The sequence below is a fragment of the Bradyrhizobium betae genome, from assembly GCF_004123905.1.
Classification (GTDB): Bacteria; Pseudomonadota; Alphaproteobacteria; order Rhizobiales; family Xanthobacteraceae; genus Bradyrhizobium; species Bradyrhizobium betae_A.
Map to the genome: position 1 here is coordinate 40,155 of NZ_MZXW01000031.1, position 12,864 is coordinate 53,018.

A 12,864-nucleotide genomic window follows, 5' to 3' on the forward strand; every position below is an offset into this window, starting at 1 on the left:
CCGTAGGCTAATAGGGCCTTCTAGGCCAACTCGGCGAGTAGCGCGGCGGCTTCTTTCAGGTCGCGCGTATCGAAGTCTTCAGTGAAGCAGCCATAGATCGGCGCGAGCAGGTCGCGGGCGTCGGTGTGCTCGCCTTGATCGCGCCAAAGGCGGGCCATGCTGGTGGCGGCGCGCAATTCCCAAAGCTTCGCGTCCTGTTGCTGCGCCGTTCGTAGCGCGCGGCACAGCCAGCGTTCGGCATCGTGTCGATCCGATGTCGTGATCAGCACCCCCGCCATGAGCCGGTACAGCTCCGCCTCGTACCACCGCTCGTCGGTTCGCTCGACCACCTCCAGGGCTTCATGTAACAGGCTGATCGCTTCGGCGGTTCGGTTCGCTCGCCGGTGCGCTTCCGCCAGAAGACCAAGATAGTAAGGCACCTTGATCTCGGCACCCGTCGCCCGCTTCGTCGCCAGATCCCACCGCATCCTGCTGATGGCCTCCTCGATCGATCCTCCCATCGCGAGCGTGGCCCATCCTCGGAAACAGGTCCCTGTTCCCACGAGGTGCGGAAAACCATGCTGGGTGGCGAGTGCCACCAGCTGCTCGGATCGTTCCTCAAGGATCGCTCCGTCGCCGCGAATTTGGTGAAAGACACAGTTGACGTGCAGAGCGAATGCCAAGGAATAAGGATGCGACAGCTCGCGCGCCCAAGCCAGCGCGCGTCGGCTTTGCGCCAGCGCCTGTTCCGCTTGTCCCAGCAGCAGAAGTGTCCATCCGACAAAGCTCTCGCAGGCAACGCGCTGATCGTGGGGCGTCAGCTTCGGAAGTCGGTGCTCAGTCTGATCATAGAAGCTGAGCGCGTGCTGCAGATGGTGGAGCGCACGGCTGAATTCGCCGCGAAACAGAAGGCTGAGGCCCAAGCACTTGTGCGTTATCAGCTGGGTGTCGCGGTCATTTCGGCCTTCGGAAAGCGCGGCAAACTCTTCCGCGAGCTGATGAGCGGCGCGGATCTCGGCGTGATTGTGCAAGACCGAGTGGGCGCCGTTCAGGGCCATCGCGGCCTGGGCTCCCGCCGGGGCCTCACGGCACAGCTCGCGGGCACGGGCATACGCTTCAGCGGCCTGAGGCGATGCCCATCCCTCGGCTGCCGTCAGAGCCCCGGCGAGGGCGAGCCGAAGCGAAAGTTCGTCGGACCCTCGCTCCGGACTTTTCGGCAGGCTGACGAGCAGCTTGAGCGCCTTGCCAAAGTGCGCAGCCGCCTCGGCCATCGTCGAACGTTGGACGGCCGACCGCCCGGCTTGGTCCCAATACGCGATCGCCTTTTCAACCATGCCAGCGCTGGCACAATGCTGCGCCATCAGCTCAGGCTGGGCCGCTGCAATCTCTGGAAACTGGCGTTCCAGCGTGCTGGCAATCCGGCCATGCAGTTGCTGCCGTCGGGTGCGCAGCAAGGTGCTGTAGGCGGCGTCCTGCACCAGCGCGTGCTTGAAGGTGTAGGTGGCATCAGGCGGCGTCCCGCGCCGGAACACCAGCTCGGCGCGCATGAGCTGCTCCAAAGCGCTCTCCAGCCGCGCTGGCGACATTTCGGCGACGGCGCTGATCAGCTCGTGAGAAAACTGCCGCCCGAGCGCCGCTGCGATCTGCGCCACTTCGCGAGTGGGCGCCAATCGGTCGAGCCGGGCCAGAAGCGAGGCCTGGAGCGTTGTCGGGATCGCCAAAGGAACCAGCGGGCCGGCCAGGGAATAATGGTCTCCGGCATCGGTCATCGATCCGCTCTCGACGACTGACTTGGTCAGCTCCTCGATGAACAACGGCACGCCATCGGTGCGATCGATGATCTGATCTGCAATCTCCGTGGGCAATGTCTTGCCCCTGGTTACGTGCGCGATCATCTCGGCGCGGTGCCGAGGGGGCAAGCGGTTGAGACTGAGCAACGTTACGTGCGGACGGCCGACCCAGGTCGGCGTGAACTCGGGTCGAAAGGTGAGAATCATCAGAACCCGCATCGTCGCGGCTCGATCTATGAGCAGATCGAGCGACTCCAGCGTGGTGGGGTCGCTCCAGTGAATGTCCTCCCATAGCATCAGCAGCGGCTGCTGCGCCGCGAGTCCTTCGACCTGCGCAAGTTGCACATGAAGTGTTTTCTCTTTGCGCTTCTGCGGCGTGAGATTGAGCGGCGGGTAGCGGTCGCCGGTCGGTATCGACAGCAAGTCCGCCAAGAGCGGGATAGCTTCGCTCAGCTCCTCGTTGGCCAGAGCCAGCACCGCAATAAGCTTATCCAAGCGGGTCTCGGCCGTATCCTCGCGCCGAAATCCAGCCGCCTGCTCGAGCTGGGTGATGCTTGGATAAAGGGCACTGTGCTGATGATGTGGCGAGCAGAAATAACGCAACCGCGTGTGTGCCTCGCCCAACTGCTCCAGCAGGGTTTGGGCGATGCGCGACTTGCCGATGCCCGGCTCGCCCACGATCAGGACGACGGCACCGTCGCCGGCCTTGGCCCGCTCCCAGCGCCGCGTCAACAATGCGATCTCTTCCTCGCGACCGATCAACGGCGTGCTGGCGGCGCGTAGGGCCTCGAACCGACTGCCGACCAGGCTCGCGCCCACGACCCGCCAGACACGCACCGGATAGTCAATTCCCGCAATTGGCAATGTGCCCATATCGCAATAATCAAACAGACCGCCAAGCAGGCGGCGCGTGTCGTCTGCGATGACAACCGAGTTCGGTTCGGCAAGCCCCTGTAGCCGTGCCGCAAGATTAGGGGTTTCGCCAATGACCGCTTGTTCCTGGGCGGCGCCCTCACCGAGGAGATCACCGACGACCACAAGGCCGGTGGCGATGCCGACACGCACCTGCAGTGAGCTCGCCTGGCCCGCATCGAGCTTCGCCACGGCCTCGATCAAGGCGAGGCCCGCGCGCACCGCTTGTTCGGCGTCCTCCTCATGTGCCTGCGGGTAACCGAAATAGGCCAGCACGCCGTCACCGAGATATTTGGCAACAAAGCCCGGACCCGGTGATCACTTCGGCGCAACGGCGGTGATAGGTGCCAATGATGTCGCGCAGCTACTCTGGATCGAGCCGCGCCGACAACGCGGTGGAACCGACGAGGTCGACGAACATGACCGTGAGCTGGCGGCGTTCCGCTTCGGGAGCCTTGCCGCCGGGACGGTCGGGCTCGACCGAACGTTCGGTCGTCTCGCAAAAATTTTCGGCTCGCAAGGCGGCGATCGCATCGAGGAGGATACGGCGATGGCCGACCGCCGTCACGCCGAGGTCTTTGAGGTCCTCCGCGGTCAGCTTGGGCAGGATTGCCTCATCGATCGCGTTTTCCCGGAATGCCTGCTCGTCGCGTTCCAGGCCGAGGCCGCGCAGCCAGGCAGAGATATCCATGCCATTCACCGCACATTTGGCCGCACTCATCGACTGGCTATAGCCGTCGTCACGTCGGCCGGTCCGTCAGCCGTGCGTCGTCGGTCGAGCCGCTCGCGGATCAGACCGTCGCACCAGAATGAGAAAGCCAGTTTACCCCACCCCATGGGACGAGACACGTTTTTTTGGCTCGTGAAGCGTTGGAACCCGCGGATCAACCCGGGAGCGAGCCCGTGAGGACTCCCGAAGAACGACGCTCACCGTCACTATCCCACCGACGCATCTCGCGCTCGCCGACGGGGTGATCAAGTGAGAGGGCTACTTCCGTTGTTGGCCGATTCTGTTGCAAAAGTCGGTTGAGACAGACCGCGAAGCATGATTCCGTTATGTGACGCGATTCTCGGTGAGGTCGATCCATGATGGGCCGTCTGAAGAGTGACCAAGGTCAACTGTTCTACGAGTTTCATCTTGGCGACGCGGTCCCCGAAGATCATCTTGTGCGGAAGATCGACACCGCTCTCGATCTGTCCTGGCTTCGCAGCGAACTTGCACCTCATTATTCGTTGATGGGTCGTCCATCGATCGATCCGGAGCTGATGATCCGGATGCTGATCGTTGGGTATGTCTTTGCGATCCGTTCGGAACGGCTGATCTGCCGCGAGGTGCAGGTGAACCTCGCCTATCGCTGGTTCTGCAAGCTCGGTATCGAGGACGCTATCCCAGATCATTCGGCGTTCTCGCGCGCCCGGAACGAGCGCTTCCGTGAGGGCGATGTTTTTCGCCGGGTGTTTGAGCGTGTCGTCGAGGCGTGCATTGCGGCCGGTCTGGTTGGTGGAGAAGGCTTTGCAGTCAATGCGAGCCTGATTGCTGCCGACGCCAACAAGCAGCGCTCGATCGCGGGTCAGGATTGGTGGAAGGATCGTGATCCGGCGAGGTCAAGCCGCGCTGTGAAGGAGTATCTGGCCACCCTCGACGATACGGCGTGGGGCGCCGCCAGCGACGTCGTTCCGAAGTTCGTTTCGCCGTCCGATCCCGCGGCCCAGTGGACCGGAGCTCACAAAGGACCGGCATTCTTTGCTTACTCCGACAACTATCTCATCGACGTGAAGTTCGGCGTTATCGTCGACGTCGAGGCGTCCCGCGCCATTCGCCAGGCCGAGGTCGGTGCGGCGAGAACCATGATCGAGCGAACGGAGGAGCGCTTCGGCCTCAAGCCGGAGCGGCTTGTCGGGGATACCGCATACGGGGCGGCTCCGATGCTGAACTGGCTGGTCGAGGAGAAGGGTATCGCGCCACATATCCCCGTGTTCGACAAGTCGAAGCGGGATGATGGCACCTTCTCGCGCAGCGACTTTCGATATGATCCGACCAGCGATGTCTACCACTGCCCGGGCGGAAAGCGGCTCGGAACGAGTGGCACCGTGCACGAGGGCAAGACGCTTCTGTATCGCGCCAGCAAGCTCGACTGCGATGTATGCCCGCTCAAACCGAAGTGCTGTCCAAAAGAACCATCGCGCAAGATTCCGCGCGACATACCTGAGCACGCCCGCGACGTCGCCCGGTCGTTCGCTGGCACCGAGGGCTTCGAGACGTCGCGTCGCGAGCGCAAGAAGATCGAGATGCGGTTTGCACACCTGAAGCTCGGCCGGCTTCGACTGCGTGGTCCACAAGGCGCCCAAGATGAGTTCGTTCTGGCTGCCATCGCCCAGAACTTGCGGCGGCTCGCATCGCTGGTTGCGCGAGCGCCTCCCGCTCAGGTTCTCTGTATTACGTAGCGTAAGAGTTGCGTAGAGAGTGTCGGGGTCGGGGACCAAACCCCGTCGCCCAGTTGAAATGGCCGAACGGCATCATCGGTTACAGCCGATTTTTGCAACAAAATCGGCCACAAGCGGAAGTCGCTTGCGGGCTGACCGGAAGAGTTCGTCCCTGGCGCCTGCCGTTCCCCAGATGCCGCTGCTGTCGCGCGCCGGTTCATTCAATCTGGTCGAGAATCTCTCGCACCCTTAGCGCTAGTTTCGCTTGAGAGATCGGCTTCTCCAGCAGATTGACGCCTTCGTCAAGCCTTCCCTGGTGGACCACGGCATTGCGCGAATACCCGGTCATGTACAGGATCTTCAGACCCGGCCGAATTTGGTGCGCGCGCCTGCCAAGTTCGCGTCCATTGATTCCCGGCATGACCACGTCGGTGAGGAGAAGGTCGACCTTCGAATCATCCTGCAGGAGGATAGTCAGAGCGGCTTGAGCGCTGCGGGCCGAGAGGACGCGGTAGTTGAGTTCGCGCAGAACGTCGGAAATGTAGCTGCGAAGGTCGTCATCATCCTCGACGACGAGAATGGTCTCGAATAGCTCACCCTCGGCGAGTTCCTCAGATGCCACTTCCTCATGTCGGGCACTCCCGGAAAAGCGCGGGAAATACATCTTGATCGTCGTGCCTTGCCCCACCTCGCTGTAGATTTTTGCGTGGCCTCCGGATTGTTTGACGAAGCCATAGACCTGGCTCAGGCCAAGGCCGGTGCCGTGGCCCGGCTCCTTCGTGGTAAAGAAGGGCTCGAAGGCGTGACTGAGAACGTCCCGCCACATTCCGCCTCCGGTGTCCGTCACGCAAATGGCGACGTAATGACCGGGCGCCAGTTCGGGATTGAGACGGCAATAATCCTCGTCGGCGGCGATGTTGGCAGCTTCCAAAGTCAGCTTTCCGCCGTCAGGCATGGCGTCGCGAGCGTTGATCGCCAGGTTGACGATGGCTGACTCCAGATGATTCGCGTCGGCTTCGATTTCCCACAGACCCGCACTTCCGACCGCTTGGACCTCGATGCGCTCTCCGAGTGTGCGCTGAAGGAATTCCTGCAGACTGTTGATGTAGTTGTTCACATTGATCGGCTTGGGATCGAGCGCCTGTCGGCGCGAGAACGCCAGCAAGCGGCTGGTCAACGCCGCGGCTCTCTGCGCGCCTCGTTTGGCGTTTGCGACCGCGCGGTTCAGATTGGCTCCAGGCACCATGGCGTGCCGTTCAGCCGTTTCGAGATTGCCAAGAACGATCATCAGCAGATTGTTGAAGTCGTGCGCGATCCCGCCGCTGAGTTGCCCCACCGCTTCCAGCTTTTGGGATGCGGCGAGTTGCTCCTGAACGTGCTTGAGCTCGTGCTCGGCGCGCTTCCGGTCCGTAACGTCGCGCGTGACTTTGGCAAACCCGACGATGCCTCCAGTCTCGTCCATGATGCGATCGATGATGACCGACGCCCAAAAGCGGGAGCCATCTTTTCGCAGGCGCCACCCTTCCGCTTCGAAGCGTCCCTGCACTGCCGCCTCGGAAAGCGCACGTGTTGGCACACCAAGCTCGATGTCCTCGGGAGTATAAAAAGCGCTGAAATGCCGACCGATGATCTCCGGCGGCGTGTAGCCCTTGATCCGCTCCGCTCCCGGATTCCAGGTTGTCACGTTGCCTAGCGGGTCGAGCTGAAAGATCGCGTAATCGACCACGGCTTCGATCAGTTGGCGGTAGCGCCGCTCACTATTGAGAAGCTCTTCGTGGGCTTGCTGCCGCTCAGTGATGTCTCGCGTGACCTTGGCAAACCCGATCAGTTCACCGCCTTCATTGCGGATGGCATCGACGATCACCGATGCCCAGAAACGACCGCCATCTTTGCGAACTCTCCAGCCCTCGGCACTGAAGCGCCCTGCTTGCGTTGCGACGCGCAGGGCGCGTTCTGGCAGTCCTTTTGCGCGATCCTCGGGCGTATAGAATGATGCGAACGACTTGCCGATGATTTCGTCCGGCGAGTAACCCTTCAACCGCTGAGCGCCGGAATTCCAGCTCCGCACCGTACCGTCGACGTCGATCATGTAGATGGCGTAGTCAATGATTGCGTCGATAAGCAATTGAAGGCGCGCGGCATCTCCGATCCCGTCCAGTTTTGACTTTGGGCTTTGCAAACGGCGGGCTCCAACGGAGGAGGGAACACTAGACAACCGTGTTGACAACGCATAGTTCCGCACCGCTCCCCACTTGGGCGCGCAGGCCCGGCCGCTGTCGAGGGGATATGAATTCCGTTCGTGGGCTACGAGCGGGTTTTCCTGTCGCTGAATGAGATGCCGCAACGAAGGACGGCGTCCATCTGTAGCTTCCACATCCCTAGGCGCCGACCGACGCCCGGATGAGCTCAGGCTGTGGGAGGCACATGTACAAAGTGATCAGGACCTAGGGCTTTCCAAAAAATGCATCGTTGTGGACGCGCCAGGCCTGGTCAGAGAGCCACTTGTAGTCTTGATCAGGCATAACAGGCACCGTTTTCATGACTTCTTTTGCAATTGGAAGAAAGAAGCTCGATCGATCCTGCGTCACCTTGAGAGATCGGATCGGTACAACAATGCTGTCCTTGCCGGTCGTGAAAAAACCTCCCGACGCGACAATCGCGTAGTCCGTCCCATCTTTGGTGCCGAACACGATGTTTCGCACCTCGCCAACGATCTTGTCATCGGAGCTGCGAACTTCCGCCCCAATCATCTCGTCGGTCCTCAAGCCGGGCGTAAGTTGATCTATCTTCATTAACGGCCTGGCGCCTTTCTTGTCCCTGCTCCCAGACGATGCCCCGCGCCTGGCTTTGGGTTCGCTATCAGCCATTTGCTTGTCGGCCGACTCTTCATCATTGTCTCCAAGGGATCCCATAGGGGGGCCCGCGATAAGTTCGCGAATGTTGGCGAGGAGACGCTCGCAGTCTTCGTGGCGTCCATAGGATCGAAGCGTGAAAGCGGCATCTCTCAAACTTCGGAGGTCGCGCACGGACTGACTGTTGGCCGGGCCTCGAAGCCGGGGATTTTGCTGAATCGCCTCTTCAAGCCCCGCGTCGGCAATCTGGCAATCTGCCAGCGCCTGGGTGACACCGCCGGAAACTATTAGCGCGGCCATGAAAATGGTTTGTCGGGTCTTCATTGCAACCTACCTTTCGGCGATTCGAATTGTTCATCACACCGTGCTCGTCAGCTCATGGATAGCGTCGATTATTTGCACGGGCATGCAGGGTTTGGGGATAAACCGCGCGTCCGCCGAAAGATCACCGGCTCGTACTTTGAAATGCCCTGAAGTTGCGACGATCCTGATTGGCGGCCAGCGCTCCCTGACGGCCGCCGCGAGTTTCAGGCCGTTCATTGAACCCGGCATATCGATGTCGGTGAATATAAGGCGAATATTGGAGTGGCTTTCGAGTAACAGAATGGCCTCGTCCGCGTTGGCTGCCTCCAGAATATCGAAGCCGGCGGCGCGGAGCATGTCGACCACATCCATGCGAATGAATGCCTCGTCTTCGACAACTAGGACTTGGATGGTTGAAATGACGAAGGGCATACGAACAGAACTCTCAAGAATCGACGCCTACACCCGCAGTGGGTGTTTAGCTCGCATCAGGCGATCGTGCAGGGTGATCGAGAGGAAATCTGATCGTGAACAGCGCCCCCCTTGGTATGTTTTTTGAGATGGTAATTTCGCCCATCAACTGTCTGACCAGGCCGCTGATAACCCGGAATCCGAGGCTCTTCCGAGGTTGGTTGATGTCAAATCCGTCGGGTAGCCCTGCGCCCTCATCGGAGATTTCAACGCGCAGATGCCCGTCGATTTCGCGGGCGTCTACCATGACGACACCCGGCCCATCGACGTAGGCATATTTAATCGCGTTTGTGACGAGCTCGTTGACCAGCAAGCCCAAAGGAATGGCCTTGTCGGCGGATATGATAATGGGATCCGATCGCGATTGAAGCCTGTGTTCCGGCGCCGAACTCTGAAGGTTTTGGCAAAGGTGACTGACGAAGTCCGAGAGATCGACATATCCAATCTTGCTGCCTCGCCAGAGATGATCATGAACTTCCGCTATTGACGCGACGCGCATAGCGGCATTTTCGAGTGCGCGCTTCACGTCCAGCGACTCTGAGCCGCGTGCTTGAACACGTAGCAGGCCCACGACTGATGTGAGGCTGTTTTTAACCCGATGGCTCATCTCTCGCGTCAGCAAGGCCTCGTGATCGAGGGCTTCCTGAAGCTTGGCGTCGGCGTGTTGGCGTTCAATGGCAATTCCGAGAAGACCTGCAAAGCCTGCGAGAAAATCCGCATCCGCATCGTCGAATTGGCCGGGATAGTGACTATCAGCTTCGAGAACACCGAACGGCGTGTCGCCCTCGCCGCCACGCCTGATAAGCACGTTGATCGCGCGCTTGATGCCATGTTCCGCCAGAAGTTTCGGCGTTCGGAACCGAGTCTCTTCCTCCAAGTGATTGGAGATCACCGACTGCCCTGTCTGATAGGCGAAGCCGGCGGGCGATTCGATATCGGCGCCAAGCGTTGCATGATCGACCGTCCCCGCCGGCCAACCGATGCCGGCACGTACTATCAAACGCTGTTCATCGGGAAGATATTCGAGAACCTTGGCGTATGAGCATCCCAGACCGCGGGCACTGAGTTCGACCGCGTGCTGAAGAATTTGCCGGAAGTCGCGGGTTTGTAGTGTAGCCGTGCCGAAATCCCTGAGGAGAGCCTGTTGGCGGCGACGATATGGAAGCTCATCCTGGCGATCCGGGAAAGCATCGACGGCCGTGGACGAAACCAGCCTCGGTTCAGAGGTCATTTAGCTTGCCAGTTCTGGGTAGCGTCTTCGCAGAGACGATGGCCATACACGGTGCTTAGAGAAGCACCCTACCAACTGCCGGAGGAGGACATTCAACAACGGTCTTGGCCGCTCATGGTTCCTATGCAACGTCTGCCCTCTCGTCAGTCCGCCCATAAACAAACGGGGCACGGGCGCCTCGTTCCTACGGCTCGCCAATCCACGCAGCGGCATGTCCGGAGCGACATCGCTACGTGCTCCGATCGATCGCGTTCAGTCGTCGGTGCCGCCGATAAGCCGTAGTCCTATGAAATACATAGTGAGGTGGGGCCGAGCTCGATTGGAACAAGAATGAACGCCGAGCAGCTGGCTGAGAAATTTCGACAGAAAATATCCGCAGCGGTCGTCGAAAAAGAGAGGCAGACGATTATCGCCGCAGAAAACAAGGATAAGCGAACCGCCGACATCGAGCACTGCAAGCAGGCGATGGAGCGCGAAGTCATACCTTTTCTGGAGGAGCTGAAGCACCATTTGGGCGAAGAGCAGTTCTCCTTTGCTCCCCAGATTGAGCGCAACGAGCACCGTCCAGTGGGGGTTTCTTTTACCGTGGGCAATGGTGCTCCGACCAGCATCTCAACTGCATTCGGCAACATCGTTGTAACTCGCATCGGTGACAGCGGGACCAAGAAGGGTATCCCTTTTGTTTTTGCCCCGGATGTCGAGCCCTACATTTCCAACTCCGGTGATCTGACGCGAGCCAAAATAGCCAAGCTGGTGGAGATGGTGATTGAGGAGTGATGGAGAGCCAACACGGCCTGACTTTAAGGTGAGTCCCACGGACAGATTAACGTAGTTACTGGGACACCTGAGCACCATGCTGCATTCTTATAGGTGTGCTTCCGATATGTGATCCGCTACGGTCTCAAGTGACGGTCCGCCGGACGCCCCAATGGCAAGATCCCATCGGCAACGGCCGCCGCAACATCCAAGGCTCAAGACATGCCCGATTCCAACACTCATTACGATCAAGAACGGCGCATCCGAGAGCGGGCCTACCAGCTTTGGGCACTCGAGGGCCGCCAAGAGGGGCGAGCGGAAGAATACTGGCACCGGGCTATAGAGCAATTGGACGCCGACACACATGCTGCCTATCCGCCGGTTGCTTCCAGGGGACACAGGATTTGATCTCCTAGAAACAACTTCGCGGCCATTTCAAGGGCAAAGACTGTCCTCTGAACCGCCTCGCCATTTGGCGGGACGTCTCGCGTTCGGTACCGTTCGACGAACCTTCTGTCGACGCGAGTTTTCTTGAGCGGACCCGCGGCCAACCATCCGCCAGGATAGAAGCCGAGTCGGAGCCGTAGCTACTTCATCGACGTGAGCAGCATTGTAAGCGTTTGCAATCGTCGCAGGGAGCGTTCGGCGGACTTGCCTTCGCAAATGATCAAGGCAACTTCCTCGATCTCTTCACCCATGCGGCGCCGGATATTTTCGATTAGCCGCGAACGCTGTTCAGGAGGGTCAATGAGGATAAGCATAAGTAGATACTCTGCTGGGCTACTGACGTCCCCTCCCTCAGGAGGGTTACACTACGCTGGCGGCGCTCCGGTGTTCAGAAGTTGAGATACGGCGGTCACGATTTGCGCAGGTGCAAATGGCTTGTTTAACAAAATGCTGTTGGGGACGCCGTGCGCGGACCATTGATCGGCCGCAGCGCCCGTCATGTAGATGACTGGGATGTCCGGATTTAGCTCCCTCGCGCGGTGGCCGACTTGCCAGCCATCGAGTGTACCGAACAAATTTATATCGGTGATGAGCGCGCGATACTTGATTTGGTCACCCTGCAGAAGAATAACTGCATCCTCTCCACTGACGGCGACCTCGGCTTCAAAACCGCCATCGGACAATGCGTCGGCCACCATGTCGCGGATAAGCTGATCGTCTTCGACCACGAGGATTATGATTGCCGCGCCTTGCATGGTTGTCCCCTGCGCACCCTGCTGCGCCCGAGGAAGGAACTCACGATGGAGGGTTATGTTCCTTTGTGAACACTATTGCACAAGCCGGTCCAGTGCCTAGAGGCAGCTCGACGCTCTGGAGCCCGCGGTGGGTCAAAATGCGAAGAACTCAACCGGAGCAAATCTGGTCGGCCTTGCCGTACTGAGCGGACCTCAACGAAGCGCTCGGCGACTTCGCTGATGGGCCATCAAGCGACATGGCAGGTTTAGTCGGGTTATGAAAGAGGCCGCCAACTGATGCGGCCCCTATCGGAACAACGCCTTCCGCAAGAACTCGGCATCTGGAGGTTGCCAATGCCCGCTATTTTTTTGATGTTGAGGATGACCACAGGCTTTTTGATTCATCGGGCTTTGTTTGCGACGACGATATTGCCGCAATCATCAGGGCGACGACGCTGCCATCGGCGTTGCACTTGATAAGCCTGAAGATGATCCTAGCGTCGCATCGCCATAGTCAGCGATGACGGACGTGAGATTGGCACTGTGCCTGTGTATTCAAGGCCCTCATACGAAAACCCGGCTCAATAACGTGCAGCCGCTACCTCGGCGGTTGCAGTTGGCCGTGGAGCCAGCCGGTTGTTCGTGGGGATTTCATCGGATCAACCAGATCGGCCACAAGCTGGTGGACGTCCTTGCACGCGGGGCACTCAAACGTCCGGATATCGAAGCCAAAGTGGCCGGGCGTAATCCGAGCCAGCACCGCTTCTGTTCGACACGTTGGACATAGCGTTCGGGGATGGTGGAACATCTTGCACGCCTTGATCAGGCGGGAGCCTTACAGAACTCTCAGTCACCGGTAGTTGCCGTGTTGGACGGTGATGGAACCACTGTGAAACCGCTGCTGCGTTCGGCGCTGGTCAGTCTTGCTCACATGCCAAAGAATTGACGTGTCGTTAGTGAATTAG

Annotated in this window: 10 protein-coding genes; 3 read left to right on the top strand and 7 right to left on the bottom strand. The window is 59.7% G+C overall.

Translation table 11 applies throughout. The annotated features are described in order from the left end of the window. Positions 1-20 precede the first annotated feature (20 nt). Together B5V03_RS24090 and B5V03_RS42455 are read right to left on the bottom strand one after the other, a co-directional pair. Positions 21-2,957 (bottom strand): AAA family ATPase, encoded by a 2,937-nt coding sequence (locus B5V03_RS24090; RefSeq protein WP_245502319.1) that lies wholly within the window; start codon positions 2,955-2,957, stop codon positions 21-23. An 88-nt stretch (positions 2,958-3,045) separates the two neighbouring features. Then, positions 3,046-3,372 (bottom strand): SAM domain-containing protein, encoded by a 327-nt coding sequence (locus B5V03_RS42455; RefSeq protein ID WP_245502320.1) that lies wholly within the window; start codon positions 3,370-3,372, stop codon positions 3,046-3,048. 395 nt (positions 3,373-3,767) lie between these two features. Here B5V03_RS42455 and B5V03_RS24095 point away from each other — a divergent pair, with 395 nt between their 5' ends. Then, complete coding sequence (locus B5V03_RS24095) at positions 3,768-5,126, top strand: transposase (protein ID WP_129272867.1); 1,359 nt, start codon at positions 3,768-3,770, stop codon at positions 5,124-5,126. A 196-nt stretch (positions 5,127-5,322) separates the two neighbouring features. Here B5V03_RS24095 and B5V03_RS24100 read toward each other — a convergent pair whose 3' ends face one another. The 4 genes from B5V03_RS24100 to B5V03_RS24115 form a co-directional block, all read right to left on the bottom strand. Then, complete coding sequence (locus B5V03_RS24100) at positions 5,323-7,284, bottom strand: hybrid sensor histidine kinase/response regulator (protein ID WP_129272868.1); 1,962 nt, start codon at positions 7,282-7,284, stop codon at positions 5,323-5,325. Positions 7,285-7,549: 265 nt separating this feature from the next. Beyond that, positions 7,550-8,281: a PRC-barrel domain-containing protein gene (locus B5V03_RS24105; RefSeq protein ID WP_129272869.1), complete on the bottom strand. Its 732-nt coding sequence runs from the start codon at positions 8,279-8,281 to the stop codon at positions 7,550-7,552. Between the two features lie 33 nt (positions 8,282-8,314). Then, positions 8,315-8,692, bottom strand: a complete 378-nt coding sequence (locus B5V03_RS24110; protein WP_129272870.1) for a response regulator — start codon at positions 8,690-8,692, stop codon at positions 8,315-8,317. 46 nt (positions 8,693-8,738) lie between these two features. Continuing rightward, a complete protein-coding gene (locus B5V03_RS24115) occupies positions 8,739-9,962 on the bottom strand; it encodes a sensor histidine kinase (protein ID WP_129272871.1) in 1,224 nt (407 codons plus the stop codon). Between the two features lie 330 nt (positions 9,963-10,292). On the opposite strand from B5V03_RS24115, the gene B5V03_RS24120 reads away from it, so the two are divergent. Both B5V03_RS24120 and B5V03_RS43050 read left to right on the top strand, forming a co-directional pair. Continuing rightward, positions 10,293-10,739, top strand: a complete 447-nt coding sequence (locus B5V03_RS24120) for a hypothetical protein (RefSeq protein ID WP_129272872.1) — start codon at positions 10,293-10,295, stop codon at positions 10,737-10,739. A gap of 201 nt (positions 10,740-10,940) precedes the next feature. Further along, the gene (locus B5V03_RS43050; protein ID WP_129272873.1) at positions 10,941-11,126 is read left to right on the top strand and encodes a DUF2934 domain-containing protein; all 186 of its coding nucleotides are present in this window, start codon (positions 10,941-10,943) and stop codon (positions 11,124-11,126) included. 404 nt (positions 11,127-11,530) lie between these two features. On the opposite strand, the gene B5V03_RS24130 is transcribed toward B5V03_RS43050, so the two are convergent. Further along, a complete protein-coding gene (locus tag B5V03_RS24130; protein WP_129272874.1) occupies positions 11,531-11,920 on the bottom strand; it encodes a response regulator in 390 nt (129 codons plus the stop codon). Positions 11,921-12,864: the final 944 nt, after the last annotated feature.